Here is a 19,490-nt window from a genome sequence, read left to right on the forward strand (position 1 = left end):
GGTCAGCTGCCGCAGTTGGTGCCCCAGACGGTGTGGGACCGGCCGCCGGAGGAGCCGGTGACGTCGACGCAGACGCCCCTGGCCCGCACGTACACCGGGCCGGTGACCCCGTTCCCGGTGCTCCACTGCGCCCCGCCGCCGCCCGAGACGCGCAGGCCGATGTCCACGGCGCCGGAGCCGACGGTCACTGCGCAGTTCTGGCCGAGATTGCCCTCGTAGAAGAGGTACATCGTCCCGCCACCGCCGGGAATGGACCTGGGCCATCCGGCGGCGTTCTGTGTGTACGTCAACGCCCCCTCCGCGCTCTGCGAGTTGCAGATGGCGACCGGGTCGGCCGCCTGTACGGCCGAGGTCGGGGACAGCAGCACCGCCGCGACGGCGGCCGCCAGGACCCCGGCCCAGGAGGCGCGGGTCCTCGTTCGACGACGCATCACCGGAACTCCCTTTCGCATCTGGAGGGACCGCTGGTCGAGGACTGCGCGACCGTGCCGTCCTCCGCCACCGCGACCACGGTGAACCCGTAGCAGCGCCCGGTCGACCCGCGGGCCATGGTGTGGGACACCGATCCGCCCCCGGCGGAGGACCCGGCCACCGTCACCGGCTGGATCCCGCCGTCGCCGCGCGGTGTAATCGTGTACCGCGCCGCGCCCTCCACCGCGGTCCAGGTGACGGTCACGTTGCCGCCCGAGACGGTGTGGCTGACGCTCGCGGGAGCGCCCAACTCCGGCTTGGGCATGGTGAGCGGCTCGCTGCTCGTCGAGCCGCCGCTCACCCCGCCCTCGGTCCGCGCGGTGACGGTGAAGGTGTAGGTCCCACCCGGCGTCAGCCCGGAGACGTCCGCGGACGTCCCGGTGGAGGTGCGGTCGGCCGGGTCCGCGCCCGAAGCCGCGTCGATGGTCAGCAGGTAGTCGTGCGCCCCGTCCACCGCCTCCCAGGAGACCGTGGCGCTCCCGCCCCCGGTGGCCGTGGCCGTCACGGAGCCGGGGGCGCCCGGTGCCCGCTCGCCGGGGGTGACCTCGGTGCTCTGCGCCGCCGGGCCGGGCCCGTTGGCGTTGGTGGCCCGGACCCGGAACCGGTAGGTGGTGCCGTTGACCAGGCCGGAGATGTCGGCGGAGAGCTCGTCGCCGCCGACGGTCAGCTCACCGTCGTCCCAGGTGATCAGGTACTCCTCCACCGGCGCGTCCGGGGAGTAGGCCTCCGGCCAGCTCAGGGAGACGGAGCCGTCCCCTGCGGTGGCGGTCACCGGGGTGGGGGCACCGGGCGGCGCGCCCTCGGGCTCCTCCGGCTCCTCGGGGTCGGGACTGGGGTCCGGACTCGGGTCGGAGCTCGGGACGGGCGGAAGCGGCTCTCCGGGGCCGTCCCCCTCGCCCGCGCCGTCGCCCTCGCCGCGGCCGCCCTGGCCGTCGCCGGACTCGTCGCCGGGGCCGGGGAGGTCCGGCAGGTCCGCCGGTCCGTCGTCGCCGGGCTCGTCGGCGGCCTGGCCGGTGCCGGGGTCCGTGCCGGGCTGGTCGTCGGGCTCGCCGGTGTCGCCGGCGTCGGGGGATCCGGGCGCCGGGGCGCCGTCCTCCTCGTCGCCGGGGCCAGGCGGCGGGTCGGACTTGTCGACGATGGTGGCCGTACCGTCGGGGTCGACCACCGCGGCGGTCCCGGTGCGGGGCGAGTTGATGAACAGGCGCCCCTCCCGGACCTCCAGCTCCAGCGGCCCCTCGGCCTCGGGCAGGGTGACCGGGTTGAGTTCTCCGCCCTCGGCGTCGAAGACCCGCACCGTGCCCTCGCCGGCGAACGGCACGTAGACGCGCCCCTCGTAGGCGACGGCGGCGCCGGCGTCCTCGCCGACCGGGAAGTGCGCGATCCCGGCCGCGCCGTGCGGGTCGGTCACCGTGAGGACCTCTCCGGCGCCGGGCAGGGACACGGCGACCAGGTCGCCCCGGGTCCGCGCGGGCAGTTCGGCGTCCTCCAGCGGCACCGGGGAGTCGACGGCCTCCGTCTCGCCGCCCGCGTCCAGGGTGACGAGGCGGTCCCCGGTCCGGTCGACCGCGAGCGCCCCCTCGTCCAGGACCGTGAGGGCGAGGTCGGCGCCGGGTTCGGCGACGGCGGCGGTCCGCTCGATGACCGCCTCGTCCTCGGGGATCTCCACGCCCACGACGGTGCCCTGGGAGGGCACCCCCAGCCAGAGCGTCCCCTCGTCGTCGAAGGCCCCGCCGACCAGCGGTGCCGGGATCTTCAGCGTCTCCCCCGTGGGCTGGAGGGTGGCGGGGTCGACCGCCTTCACCTCGCCGGAGGCCCGGTCGATCACCGCGGCCGCGTCCTCGCCGAGCACCAGGTCGAAGTCTCCGGAGCCCAGTTCGAGGACGCCGGAGAAGCCCATCCGGCGCAGGTCCACCGAGGTGACCTTGCCGGTGACGGGGTCGTAGAGGAGCAGGTAGTCGTCGTTCTGGACGACACGGATATCGGTGCCCGCCGACTCGGGCAGGCCCGCGACCAGGTCGACCTCGCCGCTGTTGCCGTTGACGCGGGCGGCCTCGCCGAGGGGGCTGGTCCACAGCCACACGGCGCCGTCGGACATCTCGTCGGCGCGTCCGAGGGCCCCGGTGCCCAGGACGGTGCTGACCAGGGCGGCGGTGAGGAGGACGACCGTCAGTCCGGAGGCGTGGGCGCGGGCCCGGTTCCGGAGGGAACCGAACAGGCGGGCCGCGCGGCCCTGGCGGGCGGGGCGCCCGGGGGGCGCGGTGGGTTCGGTGGAGGGGGCCACGATGCTGCTCTCCCTCTGACGGGGTGGCGCGTGCGGGCGGGCACCGAGAAGGGGCCGGGGGCGGGGGGTCGGCACGGGGCATGGGCCGAGCAGAGGACAGGCAATTGTCTACCAGCCCCCGGGAAACCCGTCAATGCGGAATTCCCACCACGAACCACACCGTCAGCTCGCGTCGTCGCCGGGGGTTTCGGAGGGGCTCGCGGACTCCTCCGGCTCCTCCTGTGGGGGCGGCCCGTAGACGAAGCGCTGGCGGCCCTGGACGAGGATGGCGTGCCCGCCCTCGGTGACGGCCTCGACGTGGGCGTCCAGGTCGTCGGCGGCCACGTCCATGTCGAGGGCGTCCAGCACCACCTGAGAGTCGGACTCCCCGCCGCGGTCGGCGCCGTAGACGAACCCGGCGTGGGCGAAGGCCGGGGAGAACGCGCCGTCCTCCTCCTCCAGGCCCCACAGCACCTCCCCGGCGGCCAGGTCGACGGCGACGGCGGTGGCCGTGCCGCTGGCCTGGGGCAGCAGGAAGGTGCCGGTGGCGGTGTCGTAGAGGCCGCCCGCGGGCCCGGCCGGGTCGTAGGCGCCGCCGACGGGGTTGGGGCCGGGCTCCTCCATGGTCCACAGCAGAGCGCCGTCGGCCGGGTCGTGGGCGGAGAGCACGGAGGGGGACTCGGCGCTGCTCCAGCGCACCAGCAGGACGTCGTCGCCGGGCTCGCCGGCCTCCTCCCCGTCCCCGGACGCGTCCTCCTCCTCCGGGGCGGGCAGCGGGAACAGGCCCAGCACGTGCGGGACGGGCAGCGGGGCGAGGTCGGCCAGTCCCAGGTCGTCGTCGGCCCCGGCGTCCAGGGTCCACAGCTCCCCGCCGGGCTCGTCGGGGTCGAGGGAGCGGGCGTGCAGGGCGCCGCGGCCGGAGTCGAGCAGGACGGCCCCGTCCCAGGCGGTGACGGGCACGCCGAGCCCCTGGGGCTCCTCCCCGGGCTCCCGCGCGTCCTCGTCCTCGTCCGCGGACCCGCCCTCCCCGGCGCCGTCGGAGGGCTCGTCGGAGGGCTCCTCCGGCGGGGCGGCGAACTCGTAGGTCCACAGCTCCCCGCCGTCGGCGTCCAGGACCGTGTACTCCCCGTAGGGCTCCTCCGCCGACCACCCGGCGGGGCGGCGCACGCCGATCCCGTCCAGGTAGAGGTCGCCCTCCTCGGCGGGCTCCCACAGGACGCCGCCCCCGGCGTCCAGGACGAAGGGGCGGTCCCCGTCGGACATCAGCAGCACCGGGTCGCCGTCCAGGTCGGCGTCGAAGCCGCGGAAGCGCGCCTCGCCCTCCCACAGGTCGGCGCCGGTGGCGGCGTCCTGGAGCAGGTGGCGGTCCTCGCCCCCGGAGCTGACCAGGAAGGCGTCGCCGACGGGGCTGATCCGCACGCCCAGCGGGTCGGCGAAGATCTCGTGGACGTCGGCGCCGTCACCGTGCAGGACCCGCAGCACCTCGCCCTCGATGCCGGGCGGGGCCTGGCCCTCGAACGCCGTGGGCACCGGCGCGGGCTCGCTCTCCTGCCCGGACGGCCCGGGCCCGGGGTCGGGGTCGCCGCTGCACGCCGCGAGCAACAGGACCGCGAGGCCGCAGGTGAGGGCCCCAGGCGCCCGTGAGCTGCGCATGAACGGTTTCTCCCCACGAACGATGACGTTTACGGCAAATCCTAAGCCGGGTGTCGGCGTGCCGATACACACGGCCACCGGTCGTTACGCCGCCGTGAACCGGGCCGTCCGCTCAGGGCTCCACATCCACGACGGTGCTGCCGCGCACCTCCGCCTCGGCCCTCCCGCCGGTGAGCTCGGCGAGGAGGACCTCGAACTCTGGGAGCTCCGCCTCCGGCAGGGCCACCTCGACGCGTACCCGGGCCCCGTAGTCGACCTCGCGGACGTGGAAGCGGGAGTCGCGCAGGTCGCTCTCCAGCCGCCCGCCGATCACGTAGTCGGCGAACACGTCCACGAGGAGCAGGCGGCGGCGCTCCAGCACCCCGACGGCGTCGATCGCGGCGGACACGGCGTTGCCGTAGGCGCGGATCAGGCCGCCCGCGCCGAGCTTGACGCCCCCGTAGTAGCGGGTGACGACGGCGACGGTGTCGGTCATCCCCCGGTGGCGCAGCACCTCCAGCATGGGCACGCCCGCGGTGCCGGCGGGCTCGCCGTCGTCGCTGGAGCGCTGGATTCCGCCGTCCTCGCCGAGGATGTACGCGGTGCAGTTGTGGGTCGCGCTCCAGTGCTCCCTGCGCCGCCGGGCGATGAACTCCCGGGCGGCCTCCTCGTCGGCCACGCGGGCCAGGGCGCAGAGGAAGCGGGAGCGCTTGATCTCCAGCTCGTGCTCGCCGTCGCGTCTGATCGTTCGCATGTCGCCTGTTCGGACGGGGTCTGGTGGGCCCGTCCAGTGTCCCACCCGCCTCCGCGCACGCCGCACCCGCGGCGGGCGCGGACAATGGGGGCATGGACGACTCCTCGATCGACGCCGCCGGGGCCCTGGCCGACCCGCTGCGGCGCAGGCTGTACGAGTTCGTGGTGGAGTCGGGCGGCGAGGTGGGCCGGGCCGAGGCCGCGCAGGCGCTCGGCATCCAGCGGACGCTGGCCGCGCACCACCTGGACCGGCTGGCCGAGGCGGGGCTGCTGGAGACCGCGCACCGGAGGCTGAACGGCCGGGAGGGGCCGGGGGCGGGGCGTCCGGCCAAGCTGTACCGGCGGGCCGACCGGGAGCTGTCGGTGCACCTGCCGCCGCGCGACTACGGGCTGGCGGCGCGGGTGCTGGCGGAGGCGGTGGAGCGGCACGGCGCGGAGGAGGCGCTGCACGCGGCCGCGCGCGAGGAGGGGCGGCGGATCGCCCGGGGGACGGCCGCGGAGTCCCTGGAGGGGCTGCTGCGCGAGCGCGGCTACGAGCCGGAGGAGGTGCCGGGCGGGGAGCCCGGGGAGAGCGGCCTGCGGTTGCGCAACTGCCCGTTCCACGCGCTGGCGCGGGACTTCCCGCCGCTGGCCTGCGGTCTGAACCTGGAACTGCTGCGGGGGGTGCTGGAGGCGGCCGGGGAGGACGGCGGCCGGGCCCGGCTGGACCCGGCGGCGGGCCGGTGCTGTGTGGTCATTTCTAAAAACAAAAAATATTGACATAGAAGCCGGGGCCGTGGTGCGATACCTCGCATGAGCGACCCCCGCCCCGGCCACCAGCTGGCCCAGTTCAACATCGGCCGCCTGAAGGCCCCCCTCTCCGACCCCTCCATGGAGGGGTTCACCTCACAGATCGAACCGGTCAACCTGATGGCCGAGAAGGCCCCAGGCTTCGTGTGGCGCCTGATCGAGGAGGGCAAGGAGGACGCGACCGGCCTGCGCCCGTTCGGGGACTCCTACCTGGTCAACTACTCGGTGTGGGAGGACCTGGAGACCCTGTGGGACTTCACCTACCGGACCGACCACCTCGAACTGCTGCGCGGGCGGCGGGAGTGGTTCGAGCGGTCGGAGGGCCCGCACCTGGTGCTGTGGTGGATTCCGAGCGGTACGATCCCGAGTGTCGAGGAGGCCGGGAGGCGTCTCGACCTGTTGCGCGAACACGGCCCCTCCCCCGAGGCCTTCACTCTCAGGACGCATTTCCCTCCTCCCGCGACACCCTGAATCCGCACTCAAAGCGATGAATCCATTGCTTTGGGTAACCTTGCGGACGACCGTCGAGAAACCACCGGGAGTTCCGTCATGCGCACGCCACCGCTCACCGCCGGGGCCCTGGCCCTGACCGCGCTGCTCGCCACCGGCTGCTCCGGGGGCGCGGACGAGGGCGGGGCCGACTCCCCGCAGAGCCCGGCAGGCGTCCAGCCCACCGCCTCCCCCAGCGTGACCGCCGGGATCTTCATGGTCCCCGGGGAGAGCCGGGCCGCCATCACCTACGACGAGACCGCCGTGCCCGAGGGCGCCACCTCCGACGTCCAGGTGCGCACCCAGGAGGGCACGACGTTCGTGCAGTTCACCGGCACCGGGCTGGAGGCCGACCGCGACTTCGGCGCGCACGTGCACACCCGGCCGTGCGGGGAGAAGCCCGAGGACGCCGGGCCGCACTACCAGAACGAGCAGGACCCGGCCGCCGACGCGGAGACCCCCTCCACCGACCCGGCCTACGCCAACCCCGAGAACGAGATCTGGCTGGACTTCACCACCGACTCCGCCGGAGCCGGCACGGCCGGCGCCACCGTGCCGTGGGAGTTCCGCGAGGGCGAGGCCAACTCCCTGGTGCTGCACGAGCGGCACACCGCGACGGAGCACGGCGAGGCGGGCACCGCGGGCGACCGCCTCGCCTGCGTCAGCGTCGCGTTCTAGGCCGTGTCCTCCTGAGCCTCCGCTGCGCCGCGGCCCGCCGGGCGCCCCGCCGGCCCCGGAGGCACAGGGGGCGTTCGGAGCACGGGCCCCGGCCCCAGGGCCTGCCCGGCGGATCATTCCGCCTCGCGGCCCCCGGGCCGACCCGCGCTCGTCATCTCGTGGGAGATCGCCCGGAGGCCGCCCGTGCTCCTTCGGCGCAGGCGCCGAACCGCTCGGGGGCATCCGCCGAACAGGTCCCCGTTCCCAGGGCGTGTTCGGCGGATCATTCCGGGTCGCGGCCGCTCCCGACATTCGGCGCAGGCGCCGAACCGCGCGGGGGCATCCGCCGGACACGCCCTAGCGGGCGGCGGGGACGGCGGGCTCGGGGAGCACCCGGCGCAGCAGCAGCCGCTCGCCGAGCGCCCACGCGCCCGAGGCCAGCAGGTACAGGCCCGCGGCCAGCGGCACGAACACCGCGACGACCACCGTCATGAACGGCAGGTACGAGATCGGGCCGCGGGCCATGCGCTCGGCCTCGGGGGTGACGGCGGGCATCGGGAGGTACCGGCGCGAGGCCCACGCCACCAGCGCCAGCAGGGCCAGCAGCGGGCCGAAGACCAGGGCGCCCGGCCCGCCCGCCGCCACCGGGGTGGCGCTCAGCGCCACCCCGGCCAGGGTGTGCTCCAACAGCCCGTCGCCGCCGGGGCCCTGGCCGATGAACACCCCGTACAGGGCGATGACCACGGGCAACTGCGCCAGCGAGGGCAGGCAGCCCGCCAGCGGCGAGGTGCCCGCCTCGGCGTAGAGCTTCTGCTGGGCGGCCACCATCTTCTGCGGGTCGTCGCGGTGCCGGGCCGTGATCTCGGCGATCCGGGGCGCCAGGCGCGTCCGGACCTTCTCGGCGCGCACCTGCATCACCCCCAGCGGCAGGAGCAGCAGGCGGACGGCGACGGTCAGGCCGACCACGGCCAGCGCCGCGGCGGGTTCGCCCGCCAGGGGCGTGAAGAAGGCGGTGAGCGCGGTCAGGACCGCGGTGAGCAGGGACATGACGGCCGAGATCGGCCACACGGAGTACACGGTGGAAAGGACCCTTCGTCCGGGGTGGAGAATGCGGACGTCGGGCCGCCCGGGGACGCCGAAGGGGCGTTCGGGAACGACGGGATCGGGTGTCGGGCGGCCGCTACAGGGCCGCGCCGGGCGCTCTGGGACGCGGTCTGCCCGCCGCGTCGGGGTCGCGCAGGGTCGGTACCGCCGACCGCTCCGAGCGGCGGCGCATCGCGCCCGTCCGCCCGGCCGTGGTGTCGCCCGCCGGGACCGCCGCGGGGCCGTACGCCAGGTACCAGACGACGGCGGCGGCGCCCACCGCGGCGAACAGCAGCGCCATGGGGGCGGAGGGCAGGGCGTCGGGTCCGGGACCGATGAAGAGGAGTTCGGCGAGGAACAGCAGCAGAGCGTGCACCGCGTCCCCTCCCCCGTGTCACCGGCCGTATCACGGCAAATCCTATCCGGCCCCGGCTTGTCCGTCGACGGATGCGGTCCCACACGGAGAAATCCGCCGACACTCCGGCCGCGCTCCCCTCGTTCGCCGCACGCGTGTAGCTAAATGACCCCTGTAGACACGTGACAGAGCGTGATCAGGACCTCGTCGGGCGGCACGCCGGACGAGGCCGGCCGTGAAGGGGAGCCCCGTGCCGATTCGCCCCGCGAACCTCGCCACCATGTCCGCCACCATCGCCGGAGCCATCGCAGGGCTGTCCAGCCGGGAGGACCAGGCGCCCCCGGTGAAGATCACCTTCGAGTCCGGCTTCCAGCAGACGGTGGAGCAGGGCGGCTGCCGCGCGCTCAAGACCGGCCAGGGCGGGGTCACCGCGATCGCCACCGAGGCCAAGGTCAAGTTCGCGCTGTTCGCCGGGACCAGCTGCCAGGGCAGCCGCGCGCTCGCCTCCGGGCACGGCAGCGTGAGCTTCGGCGACCCCGTCCTGGCGGGCGCCATCGTCATCGGCTGACGGGACCGCCCTCCCGGATCTCCGCGACGCTCCGGGGCGGGTCCTCCAGGGTGTCGCCGCGCGAGCGCAGCACCTCTCCCGCCACCGCGTGCCCCAGGCGCAGGCGGCTCCGCACGGGCAGGCCGTCCAGCAGCCCGGACAGGAACCCGGCGGCGAACGCGTCGCCCGCGCCCACGGCCTCCACCACGTCCACCTCCGGGGACGGCTCGAACACAGCGTCGGCGCCGGAGAAGCAGGTCGCGCCGTGCTCGGCGTCCTTGACCACCAGGGCCGGGACCTCCGGCAGCACCGCGCGCACGTCCTCCGCGGTGGGAGTGCCCCACAGGCGTTCGGCCTCGTCCCGGCCGACGAACACGATGTCCGCGCGCCGGGCCAGGTCCAGCAGGATGTGGGCGGCGGCCCGGGCGGGCCACAGCGCGGGCCGGTGGTTGACGTCGAAGGAGCGCAGGGCGCCGTCGTCGGAGTGCCCGGTCAGCAGGTGCTCGACCAGGGCCGCGGCCTGGGCGGACAGCGCCGGGGTGATCCCGGACAGGTGGATCAGCCGGGCCCCGAACGACCACACCCGGTCGGCGTCGACGGCGGACAGCGCCGAAGCGGCCGAGGAGGAGCGGTAGTACAGGACCCCGGCGCCGCCGGGCGCGGTGTCCTTGACGTACAGGCCGGTGGGGCGCCCGGGGTCCACGGTCACACCGCTCACGTCCACACCCCGTTCGGCGACGGCGTCGGTGACGATCCGGCCGAAGGGGTCGTCGCCCACCCGGCTCACCCAGGCGGCGGTGTGCCCCAGGCGGGCCAGGGCGACGGCGACGTTGGACTCCGCGCCGCCGGTGCCCAGGGTCAGGCTCGCCCCGGCGGCGAGCGGCTCGGCGCTGTGCAGCACCGCCATGGTCTCGCCGACGCAGACCGCGTCGGGCCGGGTGGGTGTGCTCATCGCCGTTCCCTTCGGACGGAGCGGCCGGGCAGGCGGTCGGTCCGCCGCCCGTCGCGGACGGTGAACTCCCCGGCGACCAGGACGTGCTCGATGCCGATCGGGGGGAGCCGGGGTTCGTCGTAGGTGGCGCGGGCGTCGACGGTGTCGGGGTCGAACACCACCAGGTCGGCCACGGCGCCGAGCTGGACCACGCCGCGGTCGGCCAGGCCCAGCCGGCGCGCGGGGCGCGAGGTGAGGTGGCGGACGCACTCCTCCAGGCCGAGCACCCCGAGTTCGCGCACGTAGTGGCCGAGGTAGCGGGGGAAGGTGCCCCAGCCGCGCGGATGGGGCTTGGCGCCGACGAGGATGCCGTCGCTGCCGGCGGTGTGGGAGCTGTGCCGCATGATGGTGCGGATGTTCTCCTCGTTGCCGACCTGGAGCAGGCAGCCGCTGCGGAGCTCGTCCGCGATGAGCAGCTCCATGTACAGGTCGCCCGCCTCGCGGCCGCGGCGGGCGGCCAGCTCGGCGATGGACGCGCCGACCGCCCAGGAGAGGCCGGGGTCGGCGGTGCCGGTGACCACGATCGCGGACCAGTCCATGGGAACGCCGTGGTTGCCGTCCGTGCCCTCCACCTCGATCTCGTGGAGGATGCGGGCGCGGGCGGCCGGGTCGCGCAGGCGTTCCAGGGTGGCGGCGGTGCCGCCGGTCTGCGCCCAGCTGGGCAGCGGTGCGCCCAGGTAGGTGGCGCTGGCCCGGTAGGGGTAGGAGTCGAGCGTGACGTCGAGGCCGTGGCGGACGGTGGCCTCGTCGATGGCGTCCAGGACCTCGGGCGCCCGGCCCCGGTTCTGCGGGAAGTTGACGTGGCAGTGCGCCAGGTGCAGGGCCACCTGGGCGCGCCGGGCGACGTCCAGGCACTCCTGGTAGGACTCCACCACGCGGGAGCCGTAGTTGCGGTGGTGGGGGCAGTAGTAGCCGCCCGCCTCGCGGACGGGGGCCAGCAGCGCGACGATCTCGTCGTCGGTGGCGTACATGCCGGGGGTGTAGGTGAGTCCGGAGGAGAGCCCGTGCGCGCCGTCGGCCATGCCGTCGGCGACGATGGCGCGCATGCGGTCGAGCTCCGCCCCGGTGGGCGCGCGGTCCTCGCCGCCCAGGACGGCCATGCGGACGTTGCCTTGCGGGACCAGGTGGGCGACGTTGACGGGCGCCCCGGCGTCGACCCGGTCGAGGTAGCCGCCGATGCCGCGCCAGGTGTGGTCCAGGTCGGGGGTGCCGTTCCAGCCCGCGAGCTGGGCGCGCAGCTCCTCGACGGTGTCGTCGGTGACGGGGGCGTAGCCCAGGCCGTCCTGTCCGACGACCTCCAGGGTGACGCCCTGGAGGACCTTGGCCTCGTGCCCGGGGTCGGCCAGCACGGCGAGGTCGGAGTGGGAGTGCATGTCGATGAACCCGGGTGCGAGCACGCGCCCCGAGATGTCGACGACCTCGGCGGGGCCGCCGCCGCCGGTGCCGGTCATCCGCCGGCCGGCGCCGGGTGGGACGATGTGGACGATGCGGTCGCCGCGCAGCACGACGTCGGCGGGCCTGGAGGGTCCGCCGGTGCCGTCGACCACCCGTCCCCCGGCCAATACGGTCTCGGGCTGCACTGTGTCCTCCACTCAGGGGGTCGGGTCACCGCTCGGGGGACCGACCGGCCGGGTGTGTCGTCGACCGGATGTCGGTGAGGCCAAGATACGCTTCCGGGAACAAAATCGGTAACTTTGTTGCCAATAAGCGTGATCCAGGCCGCCCCGCCGTTCGACGTGTGCACCGGTGTGCGCATTCGCATGTGCATCCGTAAGCACATCGGTACAGGCATTATCGACGAGGCGGGCCCGGCACGCGAGACCCGCGACCACAAGGAGACCACGGATGTCCAAGAAGGCGGTCCGTACGGACAACGCCCCCGCCCCCGCCGGCGCCTACAGCCAGGGGATCGTCGCGGGCGGGTTCCTCTTCACCGCGGGCTTCGGCCCGCAGGACCCGGCGACCGGCGAGGTCGCCCCGACCGTCGGGGAGCAGACCGCGCAGGTCCTGGCCAACATCTCCGCCGTGCTGGCCGAGCACGGCCTGACCCTCGACGACGTCGTCAAGACCACGGTGCACCTGGAGCACCTCAAGCGCGACTTCGCCGAGTACAACGCGGTGTACGAGCAGCACTTCAGTGCCCCCTACCCGGTGCGCACCACCGTGGGCTCCGACCTCGCCGACATCCTGGTGGAGATCGACGTCGTCGCCAAGCTCCGCGACTAGCGCCCGTGCGGGGCGGCGCCTCCGGCGGGGGGCGCCGCCCCGGTGCGTTCCCGGATCCCGCCGCCCGCCCCGCGGGCACCGTGCCCGCCTCCCCCTCCCCGCTCCCTCCCGCGCCCCCGCAGGCGCACCCGGCCCGGCGGCCGCCCGGACCCCCCCGTTCCCGCCTCCCCGTGCCCCCGCTCCCGCGGCCCACAAGCACCCCCGGTCCCACGGCACACAGACGTCCCCGCTCCCGCGATCCACAGGCACGCCCGGACCGCCCCCGTTCCCGCCTCCCCCGCGCCCCGCGCCTCCGCTCCCGCAGCACACGGACGCCTCCGGTCGAGCGACCCGCAGACGCGCCCGATCCCGCGGCCCACAAGCGCGCTCGATCCGGCGCGGGCCGGCCGACGGCCCCCTCCCGCGCCGCCGCACGGCCGGGGAAAGCGAATCCGCCGCATCGGTGACCCACCTTTGACCTGGGAGATGTTTGGCTTGGGCTATTGGGGCTAGTCGGCGGAGAACACGCCATGGCAGGGAAAAGTCGGTAATGGGCCGACAGGAGATCCATGAGTCAGGACGGCAGGGACCAGGAGTCGTCCTCGCGCACGGAAGGGCGGAAGTCGATGATGCGTCGCCTGCGCGAGGCCCAGGAGCAGTTCGAGGAACTCACCGGACTGGAGGTCGAAGGCGTCTCCGGCTTCGAGTCGTCCGACGACGGCTGGGTTCTGACCTTCGAGGTCGTCGAGTTGCGCCGGATCCCCGACACGGTGAGCCTCCTGGCCACGTACTCCGTCCGGATCGATTCGGACGGGGAGCTCCAGGGCTACCGGCGCACCGAGCGCTACACCCGGGGCCGGTCCGACGGCCGCTGAGGCCGGGGGACGGGACGAGCGCGTCCGACCAGACGGAAGAACCGTACGGAAAGGGGAGATTCCGATGACGGTGGTGCAGCAGTCAGGTGGAGGGGGCCGCAGCTCGGGCAACCTTTACGAGGTCTTGGACCTCATCTTGGACAAGGGGCTGGTGATCGACGTGTTCGCCAGGGTCTCGCTCGTGGGCATCGAACTGCTCACGGTGGACGTGCGGATCGTGGTGGCCAGCGTCGACACCTACCTGCGCTTCGCGGAGGCGTGCAACCGCCTGGACCTCACCAGCAGCGGTGGCGCGGGCCTGCCCGACCTGGTCAACGGAGGCATGGAGAAGGGCGCCCGCAGCAAGTCCAAGGGCGCGATCGCCGGTGCGGCCGAGGCCATCTCCGACTCCTTCTCCAGCGGGAAGTCGGACGAGAAGGAGAAGGAGAAGCAGCCCGCCCGTTCCTCGCGCCGCCGCACCTCGGCCAAGAAGGAGGAAGAGGAGTGAGCACCTACGTCTACGGGATCGTCCGCGACAGGGACGACCTCGACGGAATGAAGCTGAGCGGCGTGGGCGAGGAGGGGGCCCCGGTCCGCTTCGTCCGCGGCAGCGGCCTGGCCGCCGCCGTCAGCGACGCGCCCGAGGGGCTCCGGGCGAAGCGGCGGGACCTCACCGCCCACCAGAACGTGCTCCAGGACCTGGCCGAGGCGGGCGCCGTCCTGCCCCTGCGCTTCGGTTCCCTGAGCGAGGACGACGAGGCGGTGGCCGCGGAGCTCGCCCGCTCCGCGGACCACTACTCCGAACTGCTCGACCGGCTCCGGGACCGGGTGGAGTTCAACGTCAAGGCCGAGCACGTCGAGGAGGCCGTCCTGGCCGAGGCGCTGCGCGGCGACGCGGGCCTGCGGGCCGAGAACGAGGCCCTCCGCGAGGCCGGGGGCGGGAGCCCCGCCGAGCGAATGGCCTTCGGCGAACGGGTCCACCACGCGGTGGAGGAGCTGCGCCGGAGGGACGCCGCCGCCGTGCTGCGGCCGCTCCAGGGCTTCGCCGACGGCGTCGGCGAGGGCGAGCCCGTGGGGGCGTCCTTCGTGAACACCTCCTTCCTCGTCCCCCGGGACCGCGTCGAGGGCTTCCTGAAGGAGGCGGCGCGGCTCCAGCAGGAGGCGGGCTCCTACATGGAGATCCGGGTCAACGGCCCCCTGCCCCCGTACAGCTTCGTGACCCCTCCTCCGAACCGGCCGTCGGGGCCCGACGGTCCCTGACCGAGGAGCGCCATGGGAATTCTCAGTGCCATCCTCAGCGCCCCCCTGGCGCCCGTCCGTTTCGTCGACTGGACGATGCACCAGATGGTGGGCGCGGCGGAGCGGGAGGCGTACGACCCGGCCCGCATCCGCTCCGAGCTCGCGGAGCTGTCCGACCGACTCGACCGCGGTGAGATCTCCGAGAGCGATTTCGACCGGGCCGAGGACGAACTGCTGGACCGGCTGGAAGAGGCCGAGGAGTTCCAGCGGGGAACGACGAGAGACCAGTGAGGTGAGACCCGGTGGGGGACACAGCCAAGATCGTGGCCGCGGTGGCGGGCGGTTACGTCCTGGGACGACGGAGGAAGCTGAAGCTCGCCATCGCGCTCGGCCTCTACCTGGGGGCGAAGAAGCTCGACATCGACCCGCGCAGGATCGGACGGGACCTGCTCAAGGAGGTCTCCTCCCTGCCCGCGGTCGGTGATCTGAAGCTCCAGTCCCGTGAGCAGCTGGTCGAGGCCGGCAGGGCGGCGGTGGGCGGCATCGCCGACAGGTGGGCCGGCGGTCTGGCCGAGTCCCTCGAGAACCGGACCTCGCGCCTGCGCGAGGGCCTCGCCCCCGAGAAGGGCGGCTCCGAGGACTCCGGGGACGGCCCGCCGGACGCGGAGGCCGAGCCGGAGTCCGAGGACGGGGGCCCGCCGGAGGAGCCGCAGAAGGAGGGCTCCTCCGAGGACGAGGGCCCGTCGAAGGGCAGAACCTCCGGGGCGAAGGGGACCCGCAAGGGCGGGCGCGCCCGGTCGGGGGCCGAGCGGGCCGAGAGCGCCGCCGGGCGGACCGCGGGCGCCGCGCGCAAGACCGCCTCCCGGCGCAAGCGCGCCGCCGATGACGAGGGGGAGGACCGTGACGAGGACTGAGGAGGCCGGCCCGCTGGCGCGCCTGCGGGCCGCGGCCGACGAACACGAGGGGACGTCCCGGCTCGCCGACGCCCTCCAGGACTACCTCTCGGTCAAGGCGAGCAGCCTGGTCCACGGGGCCGCGCGCAGGCTCGGCTCCGCCGTGGAGCGCCTCGGTTCCGGGGACTCCTCCTCGTCCCCGGTCGCCGCCGAGGTGGGGAGCAGGCTCGCGGAGGGGAAGAACGCCGCGAGCGCCCTCGTCGCCGGCGGGGCCCGGGGGCTCGGCCGCAGGGCCGAGCGGGTCTTCCGCGGGAAGGACTCCGGTTCGGACGGGGCCCCTCCGGTGGTCATCACCGAGGACCTCGACGTGGGCGTCCCCGTCCGCGTGGCCTACGACCAGTGGACCCGCCTCCCGGAGTTCGGCGCGTTCACCAGGGGCGTGCGGAACGTGGAGAGGACCGGCGACGCCTCCTCCCACTGGGAGGGCAGGATCTTCTGGTCCAGCCGCAGCTGGGACGCCGTGGTCACCGAGCAGGTCCAGGACGAGCGGATCGCGTGGTCCACGGAGAGCGACAAGGGCACGATGCGGGGGGTCGTCACCTTCCACGCCCTGGGGCCGTCCCTGACCCGGGTCCTGCTGCTCATCGAGTACCGGCCCAAGGGCCTCATGGAGCGCACCGGCAACCTGTGGCGGGCCCAGGGCAGGCGCGTGCGCGCGGACTTCAAGAACTACCGGCGCCGGGTGATGATGCTCGGCCGCGAGGGGGAGCGCGAGGTCGAGGGCTGGCGCGGCGAGATCCGCGGGGGCGAGGTGGTCCTCTCGCACGAGGACGCCCTCGCCCTGGAGGAGGCGGGCCTCACCGCGCGGGAGTGGGCCGAACTCGAGGACCTGTCCCCCGAGGAGCGCGAGGAGCTCGCCGGGCTGGACGACGAGGAGCGGGAGGCGCTCGCCGCCCTGGGCGCCGAGCGCGGACGGAACGGCCCGGAGGGCGGGACCGACGAGGGGTTCGAGGACGAGGAGGACGAGCCCTTCGAGGACGAGCCCGAGGACGGGGCCGAGGAGGAGCCCGCCGAGGTCGAGGACCTCGAGGACGAGGACCTCGACGAGGAGGACTTCGAGGAGGACGGGGACGACCTGGAGGACGGGGAGGAGATCGAGGATGACGAGGAGGACGAGCCCGAGCCGCGCTGAGAGGGGGCGCCCGGCGCAGCGGGCCGCGGCTCCGCCGCCGGGCGCGCGCACGTGACACCGGACCCGCGGAGACGGCGCGGACGGAGGGCCGATACCCATGAGTGAACCCACACCCTGGCGGGGCGGTCCCAGCGAGATCCGCCCTTCGGGAAGGGCGTCGTCCGCCAATCTGGCCGACGTCCTGGAACGCGTTCTCGACAAGGGCGTCGTGATCGCGGGCGACATCAAGATCAACCTGCTGGACATCGAACTCCTCACGGTCAAGCTCCGGCTGCTCGTCGCCTCGGTCGACAAGGCCAAGGAGATGGGCATCGACTGGTGGGAGCACGACCCGGCGCTGTCCTCCGGTGCCTCCCGGCGCCGGAACGACGAGCTGGCCGCGGAGAACGAGCGGCTGCGCGAGCGCCTCGCGGCCCTGGAGGAGCACCGGGCGGGGCAGGTGGAGGCGCCGGAGGCGGCGGCCTCCGTAGAGGACGCGAGGACGGAACGGCTGGAGGAGGACGGCCATGGACCGGGCTGAACAGGCGAGTTACGCCTACGCCGTCTGCCGGCCCTTCGACCCCGGGGAGCTCGACGGGCTCACCGGTGTGGGCGGCCACCCCGTCCACCTCGTCACCCGGGGCGGGCTCGCCGCCGTGGTCAGCACCGTCCCCGCCGCCGAGTTCGACGAACAGGCCCTGCGCACCAGGCTGGAGGACCTCCGGTGGCTGGAGGAGGTGGCGCGGGCGCACCACGGCGTCGTGGCCGGGGTGGCCGCGCGGTCGGTGACCGCCCCCCTGAGGCTGGCCACCGTCTACCGGAGCGACGACCGGGTGCGGGAGGTGCTCGACGAGAACGCCGCGGCCTTCGAGGAGACCCTGGACTCCCTGGCGGGCCGGGTCGAGTTCGGGGTCAAGGTGTACGCCGAGGCGGCCCGCCCGGCGCGCGCCCCCGGACCCGCGGCCCCCCTCCCCGGGGAGAGCCCGGGCAAGGCGTATCTGCGCAGGCGCAGGGAGCAGCGCGACCGGCGCGACGACACGTGGGAGAAGGCGTCCGACCTGTGCGAGCGCGTGTCCCTGGCCCTGGAGCGGCACTCCCTCGCCCGGGTGCGGCACCAGCCGCAGAACGCGGCCCTGTCGGAGTCCTCCGGCGAGAACGTCATGAACAGCGCCTACCTCGTGGACCGGGAGCGGGCGGCGGAGTTCGTCGGGGCCGTGGAGGCGCTGGCGGCCGAGGCGCCGGAGGGCACCAGGGTGGAGGCCTCCGGGCCGTGGACCCCCTATTCGTTCGCGTCCCTGCGCACGGACGGGGAGGGGACGTGAGCCCGGCGCCCCGGGAGGGGGAAGGGGCGCCGGCGGACGGCTCCCCCTTCGGGGAGGCCCGCTCCCTGACCACGGTGCTCGACGAGGACCTCCCGCTGGCCGACCGCGAGATCTCCCTGGTCGACCTCCTCGACAGGGTCCTGGCCAAGGGCGTGATGATCACCGGGGACGTGACCGTGTCCATCGCGGACGTGGACCTCGTCAGGATCTCCCTGCGCGCACTGGTCTCGTCGATCAACGAGGACGTGCCCTCGCCCTGGGAGCACGGCCACCCCCTGAGCGGGTGGATCCGGCCATGACGGGAACCCGCCCGGGAAGGGGTGAAGCGATGTCGGAGACGGACGGACGCCCGCCGGGGACCGCGGCCCGCGCGGACCAGGACGAGGCGGGGGAGGCCGGCGCGAACGGTGTGGACGGCGTCCTCGCTCCGCTCCGGGACGTGCTGGACGCGACGGCGGAGCGGCGGGAGGCGGGCACGGGCGCGCACTCCGGTCCGGCCCGGCAGCGGCTCCGCCACCGCATCGAGACCGAGCCCGACACGGTCGAGCGCGACCTGATCAAGCTCGTGCTCACCGTGGTCGAGCTCGTGCGGCAGCTCATGGAGAGGCAGGCCCTGCGGCGCGTGGACCAGGGGGACCTCACCGAGGACCAGGAGGAGCGGATCGGCATGACCCTCATGCTGCTGGAGGAGCGCATGACCGAGCTGCGCGACCGCTACGGCCTCACCGCCGCCGACCTCAACCTGGACCTGGGGCCGCTGGGCTCCCTGCTTCCGCGCGATCCCGAGGGGTAGGGCCGCGGGCCGCCCGGCGAGCGGGCGAGCGGGCGCGCGAGGTCGCGGCACCCGGACGCAGGCTCCTCCGGGCCCCGGCGCGCGGCGCCCGGCGCCTCCGCCGCCGAGGCGGGCCCGGGGCGCGGTTCCGCGGCCGGGTACGGGTCCGCCCGCCGTCCGTGCGGACGGCGGGCGGACCCCGGTGTCAGGCGCGGCGGCGGGCGCGCAGGACCACGTCGTGGATGGTGTACTCGGTGCCGTTGTAGACGGCCGGGCGCGGCCGCTCCTCCAGGGTCACCGTCTCCCAGCGGTCCTCGGGGACCAGGGCCGCCATCTCCTCCAGGGTCGGGAACATCTCCGGCCACGGCGGGCGCGGCACCCCGTCCTCCAGGTCGCGCAGGGCGTGGGATACCAGCAGCAGGGTCCCGCCCGGGGCGACCGCCGCGGCCAGCCCGCCGAACACCTCCGCCCGCCGCTCCGGGCGCGGCGGCAGGTAGTGCGAGGTCACCAGGTCGTAGGCGCCCTCCGGCGGCACCCAGGCGTAGATGTCGGCCTGCCGCCACGTGATCCGGGCGGCGGCCTCGGGCACCTGCTCGGCGACCCGGGCGGCCGCCTTCTCCAGGGCCACCGCGGAGATGTCCGTGGCGGTCACCTCCCAGCCCCGCTCGGCCAGCCACCGGGCGTCGTCGCCCTCGCCGCTGCCGACCTCCAGCGCCCGGCCCGGCTCCAGGCCGGCCGCCTCGGCCACCAGTGCGACGTTGGGGTTCCCGCTCCAGATCCGCTCCGGCGCGGCGAAGCGCTCGTCCCAGTACTCCGCGCGGAACATCTCCGGCGGGGGCGCGTCGGGGAACTGCTCATCGGTCATCGTCGACCACCTCCACGACCAGACTCACCATCGGGGCCCCGGTACGCCACTCTCCTTGCCGATCCGGCAAAACAGGGCCCGCAGGCCGTCCTTTGAGGGCGGTGGCGGGCGTCGGCGGGCGACAGGCGGAGGACGGCGGCCG

24 protein-coding genes are annotated in these 19,490 nt (G+C 74.7%); 15 read left to right on the forward strand and 9 right to left on the reverse strand.

Translation table 11 applies throughout. From position 1 onward, the window contains the following. Positions 1-2: 2 nt before the first annotated feature. The 4 genes from ABZ249_RS04965 to ABZ249_RS04980 form a co-directional block, all read right to left on the reverse strand. The gene (locus ABZ249_RS04965; RefSeq protein WP_355257418.1) at positions 3-431 is read right to left on the reverse strand and encodes a spore-associated protein; all 429 of its coding nucleotides are present in this window, start codon (positions 429-431) and stop codon (positions 3-5) included. Further along, positions 431-2,752 carry a fibronectin type III domain-containing protein gene (locus tag ABZ249_RS04970; protein WP_355257421.1) on the reverse strand — a complete coding sequence of 774 codons (2,322 nt, stop codon included), beginning with the start codon at positions 2,750-2,752 and terminating at the stop codon, positions 431-433. The genes ABZ249_RS04965 and ABZ249_RS04970 overlap by 1 nt, the downstream gene beginning before the upstream one ends. Positions 2,753-2,914: 162 nt before the next feature. Next, positions 2,915-4,384: a PQQ-binding-like beta-propeller repeat protein gene (locus ABZ249_RS04975; RefSeq protein ID WP_355257424.1), complete on the reverse strand. Its 1,470-nt coding sequence runs from the start codon at positions 4,382-4,384 to the stop codon at positions 2,915-2,917. A 112-nt stretch (positions 4,385-4,496) separates the two neighbouring features. Next, positions 4,497-5,117: a YigZ family protein gene (locus ABZ249_RS04980; RefSeq protein WP_220564431.1), complete on the reverse strand. Its 621-nt coding sequence runs from the start codon at positions 5,115-5,117 to the stop codon at positions 4,497-4,499. A 92-nt stretch (positions 5,118-5,209) separates the two neighbouring features. Between ABZ249_RS04980 and ABZ249_RS04985 the strand changes: the two genes are divergently transcribed. From ABZ249_RS04985 to ABZ249_RS04995, 3 genes are all read left to right on the forward strand, one after another. Next, positions 5,210-5,875: a helix-turn-helix domain-containing protein gene (locus ABZ249_RS04985; protein ID WP_355257427.1), complete on the forward strand. Its 666-nt coding sequence runs from the start codon at positions 5,210-5,212 to the stop codon at positions 5,873-5,875. 33 nt (positions 5,876-5,908) lie between these two features. After that, positions 5,909-6,376, forward strand: a complete 468-nt coding sequence (locus tag ABZ249_RS04990; protein ID WP_220564429.1) for a DUF3291 domain-containing protein — start codon at positions 5,909-5,911, stop codon at positions 6,374-6,376. Positions 6,377-6,454: 78 nt separating this feature from the next. Further along, entirely contained in the window at positions 6,455-7,072 is a 618-nt protein-coding gene (locus ABZ249_RS04995) for a superoxide dismutase family protein (protein WP_355257431.1), read from the forward strand. Between the two features lie 336 nt (positions 7,073-7,408). On the opposite strand, the gene ABZ249_RS05000 is transcribed toward ABZ249_RS04995, so the two are convergent. Together ABZ249_RS05000 and ABZ249_RS05005 are read right to left on the reverse strand one after the other, a co-directional pair. Continuing rightward, positions 7,409-8,128, reverse strand: a complete 720-nt coding sequence (locus ABZ249_RS05000) for a YidC/Oxa1 family membrane protein insertase (RefSeq protein WP_355257434.1) — start codon at positions 8,126-8,128, stop codon at positions 7,409-7,411. A gap of 103 nt (positions 8,129-8,231) precedes the next feature. Next, complete coding sequence (locus ABZ249_RS05005) at positions 8,232-8,450, reverse strand: DUF6412 domain-containing protein (protein ID WP_355257933.1); 219 nt, start codon at positions 8,448-8,450, stop codon at positions 8,232-8,234. A gap of 289 nt (positions 8,451-8,739) precedes the next feature. On the opposite strand from ABZ249_RS05005, the gene ABZ249_RS05010 reads away from it, so the two are divergent. Beyond that, positions 8,740-9,057 (forward strand): hypothetical protein, encoded by a 318-nt coding sequence (locus ABZ249_RS05010; protein ID WP_220564426.1) that lies wholly within the window; start codon positions 8,740-8,742, stop codon positions 9,055-9,057. Here the strand turns inward: ABZ249_RS05010 and ABZ249_RS05015 are convergent. Together ABZ249_RS05015 and ABZ249_RS05020 are read right to left on the reverse strand one after the other, a co-directional pair. Continuing rightward, positions 9,047-9,988: a sugar kinase gene (locus ABZ249_RS05015; RefSeq protein ID WP_355257438.1), complete on the reverse strand. Its 942-nt coding sequence runs from the start codon at positions 9,986-9,988 to the stop codon at positions 9,047-9,049. The two genes, ABZ249_RS05010 and ABZ249_RS05015, sit on opposite strands and share 11 nt — an antisense overlap. After that, entirely contained in the window at positions 9,985-11,607 is a 1,623-nt protein-coding gene (locus ABZ249_RS05020) for a D-aminoacylase (RefSeq protein ID WP_355257441.1), read from the reverse strand. The genes ABZ249_RS05015 and ABZ249_RS05020 overlap by 4 nt, the downstream gene beginning before the upstream one ends. A 265-nt stretch (positions 11,608-11,872) precedes the next feature. On the opposite strand from ABZ249_RS05020, the gene ABZ249_RS05025 reads away from it, so the two are divergent. The 11 genes from ABZ249_RS05025 to ABZ249_RS05075 all read left to right on the forward strand — a co-directional run bounded on the left by ABZ249_RS05025 (position 11,873) and on the right by ABZ249_RS05075 (position 18,504). After that, entirely contained in the window at positions 11,873-12,253 is a 381-nt protein-coding gene (locus ABZ249_RS05025) for a Rid family detoxifying hydrolase (RefSeq protein ID WP_220564423.1), read from the forward strand. Positions 12,254-12,801: 548 nt separating this feature from the next. Next, on the forward strand, positions 12,802-13,107 hold the full coding sequence (locus ABZ249_RS05030; protein WP_220564422.1) for a gas vesicle protein: 306 nt from the start codon (positions 12,802-12,804) through the stop codon (positions 13,105-13,107). 64 nt (positions 13,108-13,171) lie between these two features. Continuing rightward, positions 13,172-13,594: a gas vesicle protein GvpJ gene (gvpJ, locus tag ABZ249_RS05035; RefSeq protein ID WP_220564421.1), complete on the forward strand. Its 423-nt coding sequence runs from the start codon at positions 13,172-13,174 to the stop codon at positions 13,592-13,594. Then, positions 13,591-14,346 (forward strand): GvpL/GvpF family gas vesicle protein, encoded by a 756-nt coding sequence (locus ABZ249_RS05040; protein WP_355257446.1) that lies wholly within the window; start codon positions 13,591-13,593, stop codon positions 14,344-14,346. Before gvpJ ends, ABZ249_RS05040 begins: the two co-directional genes overlap by 4 nt. Positions 14,347-14,358: 12 nt before the next feature. Then, positions 14,359-14,616 (forward strand): gas vesicle protein GvpG, encoded by a 258-nt coding sequence (locus ABZ249_RS05045; protein WP_355257449.1) that lies wholly within the window; start codon positions 14,359-14,361, stop codon positions 14,614-14,616. 11 nt (positions 14,617-14,627) lie between these two features. Beyond that, complete coding sequence (locus tag ABZ249_RS05050) at positions 14,628-15,239, forward strand: hypothetical protein (RefSeq protein ID WP_355257452.1); 612 nt, start codon at positions 14,628-14,630, stop codon at positions 15,237-15,239. Further along, complete coding sequence (locus tag ABZ249_RS05055; RefSeq protein WP_355257455.1) at positions 15,226-16,410, forward strand: SRPBCC family protein; 1,185 nt, start codon at positions 15,226-15,228, stop codon at positions 16,408-16,410. The genes ABZ249_RS05050 and ABZ249_RS05055 overlap by 14 nt, the downstream gene beginning before the upstream one ends. 97 nt (positions 16,411-16,507) lie before the next feature. Beyond that, on the forward strand, positions 16,508-16,930 hold the full coding sequence (locus tag ABZ249_RS05060; RefSeq protein ID WP_355257458.1) for a gas vesicle protein: 423 nt from the start codon (positions 16,508-16,510) through the stop codon (positions 16,928-16,930). Beyond that, entirely contained in the window at positions 16,917-17,711 is a 795-nt protein-coding gene (locus ABZ249_RS05065; RefSeq protein WP_355257461.1) for a GvpL/GvpF family gas vesicle protein, read from the forward strand. Before ABZ249_RS05060 ends, ABZ249_RS05065 begins: the two co-directional genes overlap by 14 nt. Further along, positions 17,708-18,010, forward strand: coding sequence for a gas vesicle protein (locus ABZ249_RS05070; protein WP_355257464.1), 303 nt, complete (start codon positions 17,708-17,710; stop codon positions 18,008-18,010). Before ABZ249_RS05065 ends, ABZ249_RS05070 begins: the two co-directional genes overlap by 4 nt. A gap of 29 nt (positions 18,011-18,039) precedes the next feature. Beyond that, on the forward strand, positions 18,040-18,504 hold the full coding sequence (locus ABZ249_RS05075; protein WP_355257467.1) for a gas vesicle protein K: 465 nt from the start codon (positions 18,040-18,042) through the stop codon (positions 18,502-18,504). A 184-nt stretch (positions 18,505-18,688) separates the two neighbouring features. Here the strand turns inward: ABZ249_RS05075 and ABZ249_RS05080 are convergent, their stop codons facing one another. Continuing rightward, the gene (locus ABZ249_RS05080) at positions 18,689-19,348 is read right to left on the reverse strand and encodes a class I SAM-dependent methyltransferase (RefSeq protein WP_355257470.1); all 660 of its coding nucleotides are present in this window, start codon (positions 19,346-19,348) and stop codon (positions 18,689-18,691) included. Positions 19,349-19,490: the final 142 nt, after the last annotated feature.

Origin of the sequence: Nocardiopsis sp. NPDC006139 (genome assembly GCF_040614155.1) — a bacterium.
Classification (GTDB): Bacteria; Actinomycetota; Actinomycetes; order Streptosporangiales; family Streptosporangiaceae; genus Nocardiopsis; species Nocardiopsis changdeensis.

Excerpts from the sequence above, each read along its gene's own strand:
- ABZ249_RS04965 (WP_355257418.1), bottom strand. The coding sequence starts at position 431 with ATGCGTCGTCGAACGAGGACCCGCGCCTCCTGGGCCGGGGTCCTGGCG.
- ABZ249_RS04975 (WP_355257424.1), bottom strand. The coding sequence starts at position 4,384 with ATGCGCAGCTCACGGGCGCCTGGGGCCCTCACCTGCGGCCTCGCGGTC.
- ABZ249_RS04980 (WP_220564431.1), bottom strand. The coding sequence starts at position 5,117 with ATGCGAACGATCAGACGCGACGGCGAGCACGAGCTGGAGATCAAGCGC.
- ABZ249_RS04985 (WP_355257427.1), top strand. The coding sequence starts at position 5,210 with ATGGACGACTCCTCGATCGACGCCGCCGGGGCCCTGGCCGACCCGCTG.
- ABZ249_RS04990 (WP_220564429.1), top strand. The coding sequence starts at position 5,909 with ATGAGCGACCCCCGCCCCGGCCACCAGCTGGCCCAGTTCAACATCGGC.
- ABZ249_RS04995 (WP_355257431.1), top strand. The coding sequence starts at position 6,455 with ATGCGCACGCCACCGCTCACCGCCGGGGCCCTGGCCCTGACCGCGCTG.
- ABZ249_RS05015 (WP_355257438.1), bottom strand. The coding sequence starts at position 9,988 with ATGAGCACACCCACCCGGCCCGACGCGGTCTGCGTCGGCGAGACCATG.
- ABZ249_RS05025 (WP_220564423.1), top strand. The coding sequence starts at position 11,873 with ATGTCCAAGAAGGCGGTCCGTACGGACAACGCCCCCGCCCCCGCCGGC.
- ABZ249_RS05030 (WP_220564422.1), top strand. The coding sequence starts at position 12,802 with ATGAGTCAGGACGGCAGGGACCAGGAGTCGTCCTCGCGCACGGAAGGG.
- gvpJ (WP_220564421.1), top strand. The coding sequence starts at position 13,172 with ATGACGGTGGTGCAGCAGTCAGGTGGAGGGGGCCGCAGCTCGGGCAAC.
- ABZ249_RS05045 (WP_355257449.1), top strand. The coding sequence starts at position 14,359 with ATGGGAATTCTCAGTGCCATCCTCAGCGCCCCCCTGGCGCCCGTCCGT.
- ABZ249_RS05060 (WP_355257458.1), top strand. The coding sequence starts at position 16,508 with ATGAGTGAACCCACACCCTGGCGGGGCGGTCCCAGCGAGATCCGCCCT.
- ABZ249_RS05065 (WP_355257461.1), top strand. The coding sequence starts at position 16,917 with ATGGACCGGGCTGAACAGGCGAGTTACGCCTACGCCGTCTGCCGGCCC.
- ABZ249_RS05075 (WP_355257467.1), top strand. The coding sequence starts at position 18,040 with ATGTCGGAGACGGACGGACGCCCGCCGGGGACCGCGGCCCGCGCGGAC.
- ABZ249_RS05080 (WP_355257470.1), bottom strand. The coding sequence starts at position 19,348 with ATGACCGATGAGCAGTTCCCCGACGCGCCCCCGCCGGAGATGTTCCGC.